Consider the following 16,574-nt stretch of genomic DNA (forward strand, 5'->3'; position numbering starts at 1 on the left):
CAAATTATTTTTTTAAATTGGTTTCTGCTACTTTTTCTAATTCTGCATACCAATCTTCTCCAAATTTACGAATTAATGCTTGTTTAACAAACTTATATACGGGCACTTGCAGTTCTTTTCCTAAAGAACAAGCATCGTCACAAATTTCCCATTTGTGATAATTTACAGCAGAAAACTCAGCATAATCTCTAACTCTAATCGGGTATAAATGACAAGAAACTGGTTTTTTCCAATCGATAACACCTTGATTATACGCTTCTTCTATTGCACATAAAGCGGTTTTATTTTCATCAAAAATTACATACGCGCAATCTGCGTTATTAATTAATGGTGTTTCTAATTCTCCAAAATCGCTTGTAACCCAAGTTCCTTGACTCTCAATAACGTCAATTCCTTCTTGTCGTAAAAAAGGTTTTACCTTCGGATAAATTTCTTCTAAAATTTTGGTTTCTTCTTTTTCTAAAGGCGCGCCAGCATCACCATCAATACAACAAGCACCTTTACATGCTGATAAGTTACACACAAAATCTTTATGAATAACGTCTTCTGAAACGATTGTTTTTCCTAATTGAAACATATCGCAAAAATACATTTATTTTACAATTATTCACTTTAAATCAAACTAACTTACCTAATTTTGCCATTTATAAAATCAACCCAAATGAATTTTAATTTTACAGAAATAATTACCGCCTTTATGGTGTTATTTGCCGTTATTGACATTATTGGAAACATTCCTATTGTAATTGATTTACGTAAAAAATCAGGGCATATTCAATCTGGAAAAGCATCATTAATTGCAGGGTTTATTATGATAATTTTTCTTTTTTTAGGAAAAAGTTTATTAAATTTTATTGGAGTTGATGTCAACTCTTTTGCCGTTGCAGGTTCGTTTATTTTGTTTTTTATCGCCTTAGAAATGACCTTAGGAATTACGCTATACAAAGACGATGGCAGTGCGATGACTGCTACTGTTTTTCCTTTGGCTTTTCCTTTAATTGCTGGCCCAGGAAGTTTAACAACCTTGCTTTCGTTACGGGCAGAATTTAGTATAGAAAATATTATTGTTGCGGTTTTATGCAACGTGGTTGTCATTTATATTGTTTTAAAAACCTCGTCAAAAATTGAACGTTTAATAGGTCCAAACGGAATTACAATTATTCGAAAAATATTTGGTGTAATTTTATTAGCAATTGCCGTCAAATTATTTACACAAAATATTAAAGCTTTATTTATTTAAAATGATTTTTGATTCGCTTATTATTGGTGGTGGAGTGGCAGGAATGCAATGCGCTTTGGTATTGGGATCGGCTAAAGAAAAAGCCTTTGCTTCTGATAAAAAGATTGGCATTATCATCAATCAAAAAGCATCACATTTACAAAGTGCTTTATTTAATAATGTCTTAGGCTTGCATCCAAAAACATTAGGAAAAGATGTTTTAGAAAATGGTAAAAAGCAACTTTCTGAATTGTATTCTGATGTGCACCAAATAGAAAATGAAAAAGTAATTGCTGTTGAAGATTTTAAAGGCACGTATAAAGTGGTTACAAATAAAGGCGTTTACGAATCTAGAATAGTTGTAATTGCTTTAAATTATTCAAACCCTTTTTCAATAAAGGGGTTAGAAAATTATGTGATTCCGCATAAAAAAGCAACTCCAAAAAAAGATAGAATTCAGTTACAAAACAACGATTCTTTAATAAAAGATGGATTGTATGTTTGTGGTACCATTGCAGGAATTAGAAGTCAGTTTGCAATTGCTGCCGGAAGTGGCGCTTCTGTTGCCACAGATATTTTAACGCTGTGGAATGATGGAAATCACACCAAAATTCATGACAAAGCAGAATAAAACAGTTGCTCTGCAGTAATAAAATCGATAGAATTAGCGCTTTTTTTGACTATATATAAAAAATAAGAAAACTACCTATTAAATGGTTTTATGTTGTTGTATATATTTGTAATGTTAGGTTTAATACACAATAAAGCAACAAATCAATCGAACAGCAAATTATTACATATACTTCCCCCCTCCAAATAATTTATCCCCCAAGATTTTTAAAAAAAAAAGCTAAACCATAAACATAGTTTAGCTTTTTTTGTACTATAAAAATTAAAAAAGGGTAAAGGGGTGTTAAAAAGTTATCAATGCAGCAAATCTCTTTTTAGTAGGCTTTTTTTACAGCCTCAATTAATTTATCAAAATCTTTAGATTTATCAAAAAAGGTAGATGCTCCATATTTTAAGCAATTTTTTTTTAGCTCTATGCTAATAGAAAAAACAAAAACTTTTGTTTCTATTTGTTTTTCTTTAAAAAATTTTAATATTTCAATGCCATTTCCGTCTGGCAATTTTAAATCGAGTATTATTAATTTAAAATTCGTTTCATTCAAAAAAGAAATTGCTTCTTGTAAAGATTCTGCTAGACGAATGCTTCCTATACCGCTAATGTTTTTAACAGCATTAAAAAGGTTATTTCTAATAAAAGAGTTATCTTCTACTATTAATAAATTGCTTAATATGGATTTCAAAATATGGTTAGATACCTTAATTAAAGGCGGGTGTAATTTAGGCTAGTTTTATATATAATTATATAAGCAAAATGCTTATCCTTTTATTTTTTATTAAACAAAGCAACCATATAACAATTGTTAAATATTCTTGGCTGTTAATCCTTTTTTAAATCGCCTATTTTGTCAATTCAGAAACCATGTATAATTCTATTTTTTTCATAAGATTCCTTCTATAAACATCAACGAATCTTATTTTAATTTCATTTGTATAGGCTATTTAGATAAAGGTATAAATATATCTACAGATGTTCCTGCATTTATTTTTGATGTTATCAAAAATTCTCCTTGAATATTTCGAATACGCTCTTGCACAGCAAACAAACCAAAACCAGACCCTGTATGGTTTTTATAATTATTTAATTTAGAGGTATCAAACCCAACCCCGTTATCGGTGAAAAGTATATGAAAGCCATCTTCCTTTTTATCAAAATCTATCGCTAATAAAGTTGCATTGGCATATTTTAAAGCATTTTTAATCAATTCTTGTATAGACCTATACAGTAAAATCGCTTTTACATCACTCATTTTAAAACTACTTACATTACAAGTAACTCGACATTTAATTTTGTGAGTAGCTTCTATATTTTCAAATAACCAATTTAATGCATCAATAATACCTAATTGATATAATATTGGAGGTGAAAGTTCATAGGTAATTTTACGACTATTTTCTAAAGCTTCAGAAATATGTTTTTCAAGAAACCTCAAATCTTCATCAATCTCTTTTAACTGTGAGTTTCCTTTCAATTCATTAATTTTCATCTTAGAAATAACTAAAGATTGACTTAGATGATCATGTATGTTTGATGCGATTTCTTTTCTCTGTTTTTCTTCTATCAAGGTCATTTCAGTAGACATCTTTTGAAGAACGGTTTGATATTCTTGAATCTCTTCCTTTGCTTTCACCCATTGCGTAATATCTCTTGCAGAGGTCACAAAATAACTAACCTCTTTCTCTTTATAAACAGGTGATGATAAAAATTCTAACCAAACAAAATGCCCTTCTTTATGACGAATTCTAATAGAAAGAGCTTCGGAAACTGAGCTGCTAAAAACCTTTTGCCCCATTGCTCTTTTTAGAAGCGGAATGTCATCCCTATGAACCAAACTAAATACTTTTTTACCCATAAACTGTGATTGCTCATAACCCAATAAGTTTTTTATAGAAGGACTGATGTATTTAAATGTGCTATCTGGTTCTTGCAAACAAATTAAGTCATTAGAATTATCCGTCAATACACGATACATCTCATCTGCCTTTTTAATTTTGTGCATGGCTGTTTTTTGCTCAGTAATGTCTTGGATAGTCCCTGTTAAATTAACCACCTCTCCATCATCTCCAAAAATAGGTTTACAAATGGATCTGATCCATTTTTCACCTCCTTTAAACAGGGTAATTCTATGTTCAATGTCAAAAGGTTTCTCTAAACGAATAGCCTCAATAACAAGTTCTTTATCATCTGAATGGATTACTTTAAGCTGAGTTTCAAAATCTGGAACGCCTTTCTTTGGGTCGAAACCAAAGATATAAAACGTCTCTTCAGACCATTCTACTTCTTGCGTTGAAGGGGTTAATACCCAGCTTCCAATTTTTGCTAACTTTTGGGCTTCATTTAATTTATTTAAGGACTCTTTTTTTACGGATTCAGCCTCTTTTATACTTTGAATACTTTGACTACTAACCGGCACTGTTTTTTGTTCTATTGCTGTTTGAGGAATCGGAATTGAAAGTACTGCAGCAAACTCTTCTCCTTTAAGGGTTTTATAATTTATTTCTGACGTAAATGATTTTTCATTATTCCATATTGATTCTATAAACTTTGCAAATACCTTACTGGATCCAGATCCAAATGAATATTGAAGATTCTCAAAAAACTCTTGATGGCTACTTGCTTTAAATAGTTTTAAAGTAACATCATTTACTTTATTTACTTTTATTTTTTCAAGAAGTGAAAATAACACCTTAGGGTGCTGTTCTAGATAAACTCTAATATTTGGTATTTTAAGTTTTCTAAGTTCGTCTATTTGCGCTATTAGCATGCTTAAATCTTCATTCCAAATAGAAGCCGTAGAATTATCAAATAGTTTTCTATACTGCTCTGTTATCATTAAGTTTTCCTCTTCAATTTTTTTTTGCTCAGTAATGTCCTTCGTAACCCCGAAAATACTTTCTTCAGAATTTTTTTCAAGAGCCATAATATATACGTTTCTTATCTCGCCAGATGGCCGCCTTATTCTAAAATCAAAAGGAACAAACATTTTATCAACTAAGAGAGAACTAATACCTTGCTCTATCTTATACAGATCTTCGGGCAATACGGTTTTAGAAACATTCTCGTTTGAAGGATAAAAGTTCTCTTTAGAAACTCCGTAGATATTATACATTTCATCAGACCATTCGGCTTCATCTGTTGTTATATTCCATTTCCAACTACCAACGTGGCTTAGTTTCTGCGCCTCGTTTAAAGCATTGTGTAATTCAGATAATTTTTCATGCTGATAATCTAACGTTTGTTGTTTTATTTTTTTCTCTGTAATATCTTGAGATACGCCTCTTCTACCAATAATTTCATTTTTATCATTGTATATGGGCTCACCCATATTTCGTATCCAGCGTTTTTCGTTTTTAAAATTGGTCATTTCTAACTCAATATCAAAAGAGACGCCCTCACTAGCAAGAGTTACTGTTGCGTCTATCAGTTTTTTTCTAGATTCTTCAGTAAAAGCACCTAGAATTATTTCAATTCCTGGCACACCTTTCTCAATATCATTACCATATATTTGATGAATTGCCTCAGACCAAATAATTGTATCGTTTATTGTATCGTATTTCCAATAACCAATTTTTGCCATTCTACCGGCTTCTTTTAACGAGTACTCATTTTCTTTAACCGACTCTAAAATAGTTTCAAGATTTTGTTTTGAGAGTTCTAACTGTAATTGGGTGTTTTTAGATTCTGTAATGTTCTGTAAAAGACCTCTTCTTCCAATAATTTCATTTTGACTGTTATATACCGGTTGTACTACATTTCGTACCCAAAGTTCTTGTTTTTTTTGATTGATTAATCGCAACTCAATATCATAATTTTTTCCTGTTATAGCTAAATCTTCACTAGCTTTTTTTATCTTATTCCGAGAATTTTCATCAAAAAAAGCTGTAGATTTTTCTCGAGACGGAATTCCGTCTTTTGGATCTAATCCAAAAATATTATAAAGATAATCAGACCAAAGAACAGTAACAGCTTCATTTGTATATTCCCAATGCCCAATTTTACCAATCTTAGTGATGTCATACAAGTCTTTTCCCCTCTTTTCAAGCAACTCTAAAGTAGTTTGAAGTTTTTGTTTAGAAAACTCTAATTCTTCTATTCTCTTTTCTTTCTCTTTATTAGAAGTAATCAACTCAGCTTCCCGTTTTTCTTCTGCCTTTTTAATAACGTGTACTGCAGATTCAAATTTTTGTTTATAGCTTAGTGGTTTAAAGACGTCTTTTATTTTAATGTAAACCAGTTCTTTGTCTGTTAAATCAAAATATCTTAAATACACATAAAAAAGAACGCTGTAAAAAAGAGCAAAAACTCCTTTAGATATTAAGGCTGATATTACAATTGTATGAAGTTTCTCAGAACCCCAAAAAGCTACTATTGAAAAAAACAGTGTGTCAAAACTCAGAACAATCAACATTGTTATACAAATCTGCAAGAATAAAAAGCGTATTTTTCTGGATATAAATTCAAAGATGATGATGATGAGTAACGAATCTAAAAATAATGCTATTGTACCAACTAATAAAACCCTAGCACTAGTGTTAAAAACAATAGTTGAAGGCTTTAAAAAGTTAAATATTGGTGTTTGATGAAAAGGCAAGTCAAATATATTTAAAAAAAATGCCATTATTATGTTTACAATAAACAAAGCGTAGATTATTTTTTTTGTTTCACTTGCATCTTCTTTTATATATATAATTAGTAAGGTAAAAAGAGTTCCGGTAAAAAAAACAGAAGAACCAGGTGAAACAAGAAAATTATTAGTTATTTCAACATAAACAGTACTCGATAGAAATACCTGTATAAATTGAAATAACCCTAAGCAGGCTAATAAAGCTCCAAGACCTAACTTTTTTCGAAGACGAAATAATAAAAGTATTAAAAAGGCAACTAAAAACCCCTGTAAAAATAATATGGCTATTTGATTATAATTCATAATTTAAGAGTAGGTCTTAAAATTAGTTTCTAATGATAATTTTAAAGCCTAAGATAAGAATATTTTTTATTTGTATTTTCAAAACAAAATCTTCTGTTTTGATAATACCGAATAATAAAAAATCCAGCTAATAATTAGTTGGATTTTTTTATTGAAATTATATATGATTATTTTTCTTATTCTACGGTAACCGATTTTGCTAAGTTTCTAGGTTGATCAACGTTTCTTCCTAATAGTACCGCAATATGGTACGATAATAATTGTAACGGAATTGTTGTTAGCAAAGGTGTAAATGCCTCTTCAGTATCAGGAATTTCAATTACATGATCTGCAATTTCTTTTACCGTAGTATCTCCTTGAGTTACCACCGCAATAATTTTTCCTGCTCTAGCTTTTATTTCTTGAATATTACTGACAACTTTTTCGTAATGTGTTGTGTTTGTAGCAATGACAAAAATTGGCATGTTTTCATCAATCAATGCAATTGGTCCGTGTTTCATTTCTGCTGCCGGATATCCTTCTGCATGAATATAAGAGATTTCTTTTAGTTTTAAAGCACCTTCTAATGCAACAGGAAAGTTGAATCCTCTTCCTAAATACAAACAGTTTTTTGCATCTTTATAAACAGAAGCAATCTGTTTTACTTGATTATCAATTTTTAATAATTCTTCTATTTTACTAGGTATTAACTGTAGTTCTCTTAAATATGAATGAAATACAGGTTTTAAAATTGTTCCTTTTAGTTTTCCAAGTTTAAGAGCAATTAATGTTAACACTGTAATTTGTGTTGTAAATGCTTTTGTTGATGCCACACCAATTTCTGGACCTGCGTGTGTATAAGCTCCTGCATGCGTTTCTCTTGCAATTGATGAACCTACAACATTACAAACACCAAAAACAAAAGCTCCTTTTTCTTTTGCCAATTTAATAGCGGCTAAAGTATCTGCTGTTTCTCCAGATTGAGAAATTGCAATCACCACATCTTTTTCTGTAATAATCGGATTTCTGTATCTAAATTCAGAAGCATATTCTACCTCAACAGGTATTCTTGCTAAATCTTCAAACAAGTATTCTGCAACTAAACCTGCGTGCCAAGATGTACCACAGGCAACAATAATAATTCTATTTGCGTTTAAAAACTTTTCTAAATTATCATCAACGCCAGCCATTCTAATAATGCCTTCATCAGAAAGCATTCTACCACGATACGTATCTATTATGGCTTTTGGTTGCTCATGAATTTCTTTCAGCATAAAGTGTTCGTAACCTCCTTTTTCTATTTGCTCTAAACTCATTTGTAATTCATGAATTTTAGCAACTACTAAAGAATCATCATAAATTTTACGAACTTTAATTTTTTTATCAAGTTTTATAATTGCCATTTGTTCGTCTTCTAAATAAATGGCATCTTTTGTATATTCTAAAAAAGGTGAAGCATCTGATGCCACAAAAAATTCCGTATTGTCTTTTCCAACTCCAATTGCAATTGGACTTCCTAAGCGGGCTACAACAATTTCGTTGGTTTTTGATTTATCAAATACAGCTATTGCGTAGGCACCAATTACCTGAGTTAACGCTAATTGAACTGCTTTTCCTAATTTACAACCTTCTTGTTTTTTTACTTCTTCTATTAAATTTACTAAGACTTCTGTATCTGTATCACTTTTAAAAGTATACCCTCTTGTGATTAATTCTTTTTTTAAGGTATCATAATTTTCTATAATCCCGTTATGAACAATTACAAGTTCACCAGACATTGACGTGTGTGGGTGAGAATTTACATCGTTAGGAACACCGTGAGTTGCCCATCTGGTATGGCCAATTCCTATATTTCCTTTTTTGGTTTGTGGGTTTTGATTCGTAATCTCTTTTAAGTCAGAAACTTTTCCTTTTGTTTTAGAAACATGAATATTTTCTCCATCAAACATCATAATACCGGCACTATCGTAGCCACGGTATTCTAATCTTTGTAAACCATTTACAACAATTGGATAGGCTTCTCTATAGCCAATGTAACCTGTTATTCCACACATAGCCGTGTTTTTATTTTCTCTTTGAGTATGTTATTTTTAATCGCGCTTTTCTGGTGCCATTTGATGTTGAATGATTTAACAAAGTAACTACCTTTGGATTCCAACTATAATTTGCAACCAAAGTATCTGTAGCAGAATTTGGAAAATCTGATGAGTTTATTACTTTAAGCCCTAAAATTGGATTATAACTCGTTTTTCCACTAACTAAATCAGAGATATAATCTGTAATTTTAAACGTATAATAATCTGGTTTCTTGCTGGTTGTAACTAGGCTCCCTCCAAAAGATGTAGGCCCCTCAAAAACAACATCTTTTATTTGGGCTTTTGAATTTCCATCTTTATACAAAAACAACCTATGTGGCGTTGAAATTGTATCCGTTCCAACAACGTTTTGGTTTACATAAAAAGTTAAATCAGCATCATTCACCAACCAATTTTTACTTATTATTGATGCTAGTTCATTAGCTGCAAATAATTGTACTTGAGCCATATTTCCTGCCGTTCCTTGTAAAACAATGTTTCCATTATTTGGATATGCTTTTTCATCCATCTTATAAACACTTGTGCTAAAATTAGAAAGTAAAAATGAATTTGTTTTCTCAATTGTATCTAATACTGTTGTTCCTCCTTTTAAAACCGTTTTGGTGTATCTAATCTCAATTGATGGTCTTAAGGCTAAAGATAAATTATTAATGTTAAATGATATTAACGAGCCTTCATTCCCTGAAGCTTGCATATAAAGTCCTTTAAAATATTGTTCTATTGCGTCTTGCGATTCAAAATTAGAGGTCTCAAATTGATCTACAAAAATTTGTTTTATCTTGGTTTCATCTAAGGTAACTCTCGCAAAAGGATTGTTATTTGACAGCCTAATTGTATCTGTTTTATATACAGTTCCATTGCTTAGCCTTCTTTTAAACACCATCATTGTATCCGTTGCTTTTGGCATAAAAGGATAGTTTATTTGAGCATTTAATTCTCCTGGAAGAATTTGATAGGTTTTGTTTGATGGAAAATTACTTGCTTTTGATGGGTCTGCAGGGTTTAACCTACTCATATACGTATCTGTTCTGTACAAATTAAGCGTAAATGCTTTTGTCTGATCTCCAATAATTGAATCTAATGTATATCCTGAAGTGGTTCCTGTTTTTAAAGTTGCTTGGTATGGTAATTTTAAAAACACCGTGTCTATAGTTGTTACAACTGTCGTATCATTTCCATAAATTCTTTCCCCTTTATCTTTCGTCTTTAATGTTTGATCTAACACCAGTTGGGAAACGGTTGATGCTTCAACTTTTTCGTAATTAGTGTTATTATAAACCCCCAAAAGATATTGCCCTAGAGACCCTCCAATAGTTAAACCATCTGCTCTAACACTTGTAATTTGTTTGTTTGTTACTACAACATCTATAATTGTATCTTTTGTCTCAAACTTGGTGTTACTTACTACTGAAGTTGCAATATCTGTAAAGTCTTTTTCACAAGAAACTACCATTGTTATCAACAATATAAACACGCTAATGTATGCACTCTTTTTAATCATTCTTCCTTTAAAATAATTGGTTATTTTGCTAAAACTTCGTTAGCATAAAAATTTAAATAAGCTTCGGTTAGGTTTTCTTCTGTTTGATACTCTAAAACAGGTTTATTGTTACTTTCAATAAAGCTATTTAAGTCGTCAGAAATACTTTCGCTTCCTTTAATTACTGCATCAGAATTTTCTATTGCACTCTTAAGGATATTTGTGTGGTTAGGTGTTTTTAATACAGCTATTTTGTTTGCATCAATTTTATCAAATTTAATTTTATCTGCTAATGAAGTGTTTAACGTTCCTTCAAAATCATTATTGTAAATAGAGGTTACAATTTTACTTTCTGTAAACAGAGGTTCTTCTTTGTAAAATTCTTTTAAATACAAAGGCAATAAAGAAGCCATCCAGCCATGAATATGGATAATATCTGGTGCCCAATTTAATTTTTTTACCGTTTCTATAACGCCTTTTGCAAAAAAGATGGCTCTTTCGTCATTGTCCTCAAATAACTTGTCATCTTCATCTGTAAAAATCGCTTTACGCTTAAAATATTCTTCGTTATCAATAAAATAAACTTGCATTCTTTCTTTCGGAATTGATGCTACTTTAATAATTAACGGCATGTCCATGTCATTAATAATCAAATTCATTCCAGATAACCTAATTACTTCGTGTAATTGATGTCTTCTTTCGTTAATTACACCAAATCTTGGCATAAATATTCGTGTCTGAACTCCATTAGAATGTGCATTTCTAGCAGCATTAAATGCTGTTGATGCCATTTCTGTTTCTGGTAAATATGGTACTACTTCAGATGAAACGTATAATATTCTCTTATCTTTCATTAAATCTATCCCTTTTGTAAGAAGTGCAAAAATACACTTTTTTATGCTAATTTCATGTTAAAATGCTAAGTTTGCACACATTTTACAAGTACAGTTTATGCAAATTTTTAAAAAAAAGAACGCTTTAATTCATTGTTTGTCTTTACTTAAAGAAAAAAACAAGCTAATTGGATTTGTCCCAACAATGGGCGCATTGCATAAAGGGCATCAATCTTTGGTAAAAAACTCCATAGAAAATAACGATGTTACTGTGGTAAGTATTTTTGTAAATCCCACACAGTTTAACAATCCTGACGATTTAAAAAAATATCCAAAAACATTAAAAGAAGACTTAGAATTGCTTGAAAATATTGGTTGTGATTTTGTTTTTATTCCTACAGTAGAAGAAATTTATGCACAAGCTGTTGTTTCTAAATCCTATTCTTTTGACGGAATTGAAAATCAAATGGAAGGAAAGTTTAGAAAAGGTCATTTTGATGGTGTGGCAACGATTGTACAAGCGTTTTTTGAAATCATAAAACCCGATACTTCTTATTTTGGCGAAAAAGACTTTCAACAATTACAGGTTGTAAAAAAATTAACAGAAAAAGAAAACATCCCAGTAAAAGTTATTGGTTGTCCAATTTATAGAGAAAATGATGGTTTGGCAATGAGTTCTAGAAACATTCGCCTTTCTAAAGAACAAAGAAGTGAAGCTCCTTTTATCTATCAAACTTTAAAAAAGGTCGTCGGTTTTGCCAAAACCAAATCAGTAAAAGACATGTATGAGTTTGTAAAAAACGAATTCGCTACTACTTCGTTAGAGTTAGAATATTTTACAATTGCAGAAGAAAATACATTGGCAGAAGTATCAGAAATTAATTTTGATAAAAAAAACAGAGCTTTTATTGCTGTAAATATTGGCGGAATTCGATTAATAGATAATATCTCTTTATAAAAACTAGCTCCCTTTCCTTTTTATTTTTTTTACGTTACAAATACATTTAAAAGTTTTATTTTTGCCGCATGTTAGTACAAGTAGTAAAATCTAAGATTCACCGAGTTAAAGTAACGGGTGCAGATTTAAATTATATCGGAAGTATTACCATTGATTTAGACTTAATGGAAGCTGCCAATATAATTGAAGGAGAAAAAGTGCAAATTGTTAACAACAATAATGGCGAGCGGTTAGAAACTTACGTAATTCCTGGTAAAAGAGGAAGCGGAGAAATTACGCTAAACGGAGCTGCAGCGAGAAGAGTTGCCGTTGGCGATGTGCTTATTTTAATTGCATACGCATTTATGGATTTTGATGAAGCTAAAGAATTTAAACCTTCTTTGGTTTTTCCGAACGAAAAAACAAACACACTTAACTAAGTTTGAACATACAACTAAAGAACATACTAAAAATTATCTTACCTCTTGTTTTAGGAGGTTTTTTAGTGTGGTATTCTTTATCAAATATTTCTATTGCAACGCTAGTTTCTTATTTTAAAAACGCCAATTATTGGTGGATTGGTTTAGGATTGTTCTTCGGAATTCTAAGTCATTTATCTAGAGCATATCGTTGGAGATTTATGCTAGAACCAATTGGATACAGCCCTAAATTAGGAAATAGCATTTTGGCTGTTTTGGTTGGATATTTAGTGAATTTAGCAATTCCAAGAGCTGGCGAAGTTTCTAGAGCAGCTGTATTGGCAAATTACGAAAACGTTCCGTTTGAAAAAGGGTTTGGAACCATTGTAGCAGAACGAATTGCTGATTTAATTATGCTACTGATTATCATTTTAATCACCCTTTTTCTACAATTCGATTTTATTTACAATCTGCTTACCAAAAATTTTGACCCAACAAAAATCATCCTTTTAATTATTCTTTTAATTATTGGATTTTTCGTTTTTACATCCTTTGTAAAAAAAGCAAAAAAAGGATTTCTACTAAAGATTAAAACTTTTGTTTCTGGCTTAATTGAAGGTGTTACTAGCATCTTTAAAATGAAAAAGAAATGGGCTTTTATATTTCATACGATATTTATTTGGGCAATGTATGTTGCTATGTTTTGGGCAACAATTCCTGCAATTGAAAGTTTACACGTTCCTATTGGCGGCGTTTTAATTGGCTTTATCGCTGGTGCGTTTAGTATTGCTGCAACTAATGGCGGAGTTGGGTTATATCCTGTCGCGGTAGCTGGAGCTTTGGCTTTATTTGGAGTTTCAGAAGAACCTGCAACTGCTTTTGGTTGGATTATGTGGACTGCACAAACAGGAATGATTATCATTTTTGGTGGATTGTCTTTTTTAGTGCTTCCTATTTACAATAAGAACAAGTAATTTTTGGGCGTTCCTTTACCCTGAAAGCGTTCAGGACCAAGGTCGCGCTTTCATTACTCGCTTACCGCAAAAAAGCGATAGAGCTCAAACACACCATTCAATCGCTAACGCAACTTTTTATCAACTTTAAGAAAATCTTATTTTTAAAAGTTATCAGCTTATAAACTTTGTAACTTTGTTACTTTCAAACTTTGAAACTCATTTTAAATGGCTAAAGTAAAAACCTCTTTTTTTTGTCAAAACTGTGGAGCGCAAACTCCAAAATGGACAGGACAATGTGCTACTTGTAACGAATGGAATACTATTGTTGAAGAAGTCATTCAGAGAGAAGAAAAAAGAAGTTGGAAACAAACTACTTCTTTAAAACAGAAAGCGAAACCATTACGAATTGATGAAATTCAACTGAATCCAGAAGAGCGAATTAAAACCAACAACAACGAATTAGATACGGTTTTGGGCGGCGGTTTGGTAAAAGGCTCTGTGACGCTTTTAGGCGGTGAACCTGGAATTGGAAAATCAACCTTATTATTACAAGTTGCGCTATCCATTTCACAAAAAGTATTGTACGTTTCTGGCGAAGAAAGTCAATCTCAAATAAAAATGAGAGCAGAAAGAATTGACGCTTCAACATCTAACTGTTTAATCTTAACCGAAACAAATACACAACAAATTTTTAAAAATATAGAAGAAGTTCAGCCAGAGTTTTTAATCATAGATTCCATTCAAACATTACACACAGAATCTATTGATGCAACTCCTGGAAGCATTTCTCAGATTAGAGAAACCACAGCAGAATTGATCAAATTTGCCAAAGAAACGGCAACTCCGGTTTTGTTAATTGGTCATATCAACAAAGAAGGGCAAATTGCTGGACCAAAAATTTTAGAACATATGGTTGATGTTGTCTTGCAATTTGAAGGCGATAGAAACCATACGTACAGAATTTTAAGAGCACAAAAAAATCGCTTTGGATCTACAGCAGAATTAGGAATTTACGAAATGCTTTCTGATGGTTTACGCGAAATTTCAAATCCGTCTGAAATCTTAATTTCTAAAAAAGATGATGACTTAAGCGGAACAGCAATTGCATCAACTTTAGAGGGCATTCGCCCCTTAATGATAGAAATTCAAGCATTAGTTTCTACAGCCGTTTACGGAACTCCACAACGCTCAACAACGGGATATAATTTAAAAAGACTGCACATGATTTTGGCCGTTTTAGAAAAAAGAGCAGGATTTAAATTAGGTGCAAAAGATGTATTTTTAAATATTACTGGCGGAATACATGTGGATGATCCAGCAATAGATTTGGCAGTTGTTGCAGCAATTTTATCCTCTAATGAAGACATTGCAATTTCGCCACAAGTTTGTTTTGCCGCAGAAGTTGGTTTGGCAGGAGAAATTAGACCAGTTTCTAAAATAGATCAACGCATTAGCGAAGCAGAAAAATTGGGTTATACCAAATTTGTAGCATCAAAATACAATAAAATAACAACCAAAAACCGCAAGATTCAATTGATTCTTGTTGGAAAAGTTGAAGAAGCTTTCGCGACCTTGTTTGCATAAAAAAACCGAACATTGCTGCTCGGTTTTCATCAACTTAATAATATATGCTCTATCTAAATTTTGTCAGGTTTAGCGTAGTCGAAACCTATTTTTTATTTGCTTCTTTAATATATTTTTCTAACGCCATGGTCATTGATGGCGTTTCTGCTGCTGGCGCCATAATATTACAGACTAATCCTGCATCCGTTACAGCTTTAATTGTGGTGTTTCCAAAAGCGGCAATGCGTGTTTTATTTTGTTTAAAGTCTGGGAAATTTTGAAATAAAGAGTCAATTCCAGATGGACTGAAAAACACTAAGATGTCATAAAAAACATCTTCTAAATCAGACAAATCACTAACCACTGTTCTATACAAAGTAGCTGGTTTCCAATCAACACCCAAAGCATTTAATTCTTCAGGAATTAAATCTTTTAATTTATCAGAAGCGGGTAATAAGAATTTTTCGTCTTTGTGTTTTTTGATCAACTTACATAATTCCGGAAAAGTTCTGTTTCCTACATAAATTTTACGTTTTCTATACACAACGTATTTTTGCAAGTAATACGCAACAGCTTCAGACTGGCAGAAATACTTCATCGAGTCTGGCACTTTAAAACGCATTTCTTCTGCAACTCTAAAAAAATTATCTACTGCATTTCTACTTGTTAATATAATTGCAGTATGCTGATTTAAGTCGATTTTTTGAGCTCTAACATCTTTTACTTCAACACCTTCTACATGAATAAAAGATCTAAAATCAACCTTTACTTTCTGTTTTTCAGACAAGTCAAAATAAGGTGAAGTTTCCGTTTTTGGAGCTGGTTGCGACACCAATATTGTTTTCACTTTCATATATCTCCTTTTTTATTAAACAGTTATTTTATAAATAATTAATAACGGTGCTATTTCAAGTGCGCAAAGGTACAAAATAAAATAAAACAACTTGTTAATAATCAAGTTTTTGTTATTAATAAAGGTTAATACACCTCTTAAAGTAAACAACACAACAAAGACCGTTATTAACACGTAAATAGTTAAAAAACTATAGGCTTTAAGTATTAAAAAAGGGAAAAGAAGCAAAGCAATAGTATAAGAATATCCCAATTTTGCAGCAATAAAATGTGCTAATTCTGTTTTTATTTCTAATAAATGACACAACACTAAATCTAAAATTGAAAAAATTGAAAAATATCCTAAAACCAGGATTAAGATTTTTAAAAAAATTTGAAAATTTGATTCCGTTTCAGGTAAAAAAAACACTACTAAATTGGTAAAAAATAATGCATACACTAAAACAAAGAACAGAAATAAAACAACGTTAAAAGCATTAAAAAAGGCTGTTCTTTCTTCTACTTTTTTTTCAATAAACCCTTTTAAAAAGAATGCTCTAGAATACTCAAAAAGCTTCTGATGATTTAGCATTTTTAGAACAACAAGTAAAAGTAGGCCAACCATAAAAACAAGCGTTAACCAATTATTAGAGAATTCTATACGTTCTAAAGCCTGCATTTAATCGTTTTATGAAAAATATAACAC

14 protein-coding genes are annotated in these 16,574 nt (G+C 31.3%); 6 read left to right on the top strand and 8 right to left on the bottom strand.

The features are described from left to right. Positions 1–4 precede the first annotated feature (4 nt). Complete coding sequence (locus tag KCTC32516_RS03685) at positions 5–577, bottom strand: DUF3109 family protein (protein ID WP_301402036.1); 573 nt, start codon at positions 575–577, stop codon at positions 5–7. Positions 578–661: 84 nt separating this feature from the next. Between KCTC32516_RS03685 and KCTC32516_RS03690 the strand changes: the two genes are divergently transcribed. Further along, positions 662–1,240, top strand: a complete 579-nt coding sequence (locus tag KCTC32516_RS03690; protein WP_301402038.1) for a MarC family protein — start codon at positions 662–664, stop codon at positions 1,238–1,240. Between the two features lies 1 nt (position 1,241). Continuing rightward, the gene (locus KCTC32516_RS03695; protein ID WP_301402039.1) at positions 1,242–1,850 is read left to right on the top strand and encodes an FAD-dependent oxidoreductase; all 609 of its coding nucleotides are present in this window, start codon (positions 1,242–1,244) and stop codon (positions 1,848–1,850) included. A gap of 313 nt (positions 1,851–2,163) precedes the next feature. On the opposite strand, the gene KCTC32516_RS03700 is transcribed toward KCTC32516_RS03695, so the two are convergent. The 5 genes from KCTC32516_RS03700 to KCTC32516_RS03720 form a co-directional block, all read right to left on the bottom strand. Continuing rightward, positions 2,164–2,529: a response regulator gene (locus tag KCTC32516_RS03700; protein WP_301402041.1), complete on the bottom strand. Its 366-nt coding sequence runs from the start codon at positions 2,527–2,529 to the stop codon at positions 2,164–2,166. A gap of 255 nt (positions 2,530–2,784) precedes the next feature. Then, complete coding sequence (locus tag KCTC32516_RS03705; protein WP_301402043.1) at positions 2,785–6,774, bottom strand: PAS domain-containing protein; 3,990 nt, start codon at positions 6,772–6,774, stop codon at positions 2,785–2,787. 176 nt (positions 6,775–6,950) lie between these two features. Next, on the bottom strand, positions 6,951–8,807 hold the full coding sequence (gene glmS, locus KCTC32516_RS03710; protein ID WP_301402046.1) for a glutamine--fructose-6-phosphate transaminase (isomerizing): 1,857 nt from the start codon (positions 8,805–8,807) through the stop codon (positions 6,951–6,953). 10 nt (positions 8,808–8,817) lie between these two features. After that, a complete protein-coding gene (locus KCTC32516_RS03715) occupies positions 8,818–10,350 on the bottom strand; it encodes a DUF4270 family protein (RefSeq protein ID WP_301402048.1) in 1,533 nt (510 codons plus the stop codon). A 20-nt stretch (positions 10,351–10,370) separates the two neighbouring features. Next, positions 10,371–11,183 carry a glycogen/starch synthase gene (locus KCTC32516_RS03720; protein WP_301402051.1) on the bottom strand — a complete coding sequence of 271 codons (813 nt, stop codon included), beginning with the start codon at positions 11,181–11,183 and terminating at the stop codon, positions 10,371–10,373. A 97-nt stretch (positions 11,184–11,280) separates the two neighbouring features. Between KCTC32516_RS03720 and panC the strand changes: the two genes are divergently transcribed. The 4 genes from panC to radA all read left to right on the top strand — a co-directional run bounded on the left by panC (position 11,281) and on the right by radA (position 15,058). Continuing rightward, positions 11,281–12,120, top strand: a complete 840-nt coding sequence (panC, locus tag KCTC32516_RS03725; RefSeq protein WP_301402053.1) for a pantoate--beta-alanine ligase — start codon at positions 11,281–11,283, stop codon at positions 12,118–12,120. Positions 12,121–12,188: 68 nt separating this feature from the next. Continuing rightward, the gene (gene panD / locus KCTC32516_RS03730; protein ID WP_301402055.1) at positions 12,189–12,539 is read left to right on the top strand and encodes an aspartate 1-decarboxylase; all 351 of its coding nucleotides are present in this window, start codon (positions 12,189–12,191) and stop codon (positions 12,537–12,539) included. Between the two features lie 2 nt (positions 12,540–12,541). Continuing rightward, positions 12,542–13,492 (top strand): lysylphosphatidylglycerol synthase transmembrane domain-containing protein, encoded by a 951-nt coding sequence (locus KCTC32516_RS03735; RefSeq protein WP_301402057.1) that lies wholly within the window; start codon positions 12,542–12,544, stop codon positions 13,490–13,492. A gap of 207 nt (positions 13,493–13,699) precedes the next feature. Further along, positions 13,700–15,058 (top strand): DNA repair protein RadA, encoded by a 1,359-nt coding sequence (gene radA / locus KCTC32516_RS03740; RefSeq protein ID WP_301402060.1) that lies wholly within the window; start codon positions 13,700–13,702, stop codon positions 15,056–15,058. Positions 15,059–15,143: 85 nt separating this feature from the next. On the opposite strand, the gene KCTC32516_RS03745 is transcribed toward radA, so the two are convergent. After that, positions 15,144–15,890: a uroporphyrinogen-III synthase gene (locus tag KCTC32516_RS03745; RefSeq protein WP_301402063.1), complete on the bottom strand. Its 747-nt coding sequence runs from the start codon at positions 15,888–15,890 to the stop codon at positions 15,144–15,146. Between the two features lie 15 nt (positions 15,891–15,905). Next, positions 15,906–16,547, bottom strand: a complete 642-nt coding sequence (locus KCTC32516_RS03750) for a DUF4271 domain-containing protein (protein WP_301402065.1) — start codon at positions 16,545–16,547, stop codon at positions 15,906–15,908. Positions 16,548–16,574 lie beyond the last annotated feature (27 nt).

Origin of the sequence: Polaribacter huanghezhanensis, assembly GCF_030444335.1 — a bacterium.
Lineage (GTDB): Bacteria > Bacteroidota > Bacteroidia > Flavobacteriales > Flavobacteriaceae > Polaribacter > Polaribacter huanghezhanensis.

Bases quoted from the DNA above. Each gene is read 5' to 3' on its own strand.
- KCTC32516_RS03685 (WP_301402036.1), bottom strand. From the start codon at position 577: ATGTTTCAATTAGGAAAAACAATCGTTTCAGAAGACGTTATTCATAAA.
- KCTC32516_RS03705 (WP_301402043.1), bottom strand. From the start codon at position 6,774: ATGAATTATAATCAAATAGCCATATTATTTTTACAGGGGTTTTTAGTT.
- KCTC32516_RS03715 (WP_301402048.1), bottom strand. From the start codon at position 10,350: ATGATTAAAAAGAGTGCATACATTAGCGTGTTTATATTGTTGATAACA.
- KCTC32516_RS03745 (WP_301402063.1), bottom strand. From the start codon at position 15,890: ATGAAAGTGAAAACAATATTGGTGTCGCAACCAGCTCCAAAAACGGAA.
- radA (WP_301402060.1), top strand. From the start codon at position 13,700: ATGGCTAAAGTAAAAACCTCTTTTTTTTGTCAAAACTGTGGAGCGCAA.
- panC (WP_301402053.1), top strand. From the start codon at position 11,281: ATGCAAATTTTTAAAAAAAAGAACGCTTTAATTCATTGTTTGTCTTTA.
- KCTC32516_RS03695 (WP_301402039.1), top strand. From the start codon at position 1,242: ATGATTTTTGATTCGCTTATTATTGGTGGTGGAGTGGCAGGAATGCAA.
- KCTC32516_RS03690 (WP_301402038.1), top strand. From the start codon at position 662: ATGAATTTTAATTTTACAGAAATAATTACCGCCTTTATGGTGTTATTT.
- KCTC32516_RS03720 (WP_301402051.1), bottom strand. From the start codon at position 11,183: ATGAAAGATAAGAGAATATTATACGTTTCATCTGAAGTAGTACCATAT.
- glmS (WP_301402046.1), bottom strand. From the start codon at position 8,807: ATGTGTGGAATAACAGGTTACATTGGCTATAGAGAAGCCTATCCAATT.
- panD (WP_301402055.1), top strand. From the start codon at position 12,189: ATGTTAGTACAAGTAGTAAAATCTAAGATTCACCGAGTTAAAGTAACG.
- KCTC32516_RS03750 (WP_301402065.1), bottom strand. From the start codon at position 16,547: ATGCAGGCTTTAGAACGTATAGAATTCTCTAATAATTGGTTAACGCTT.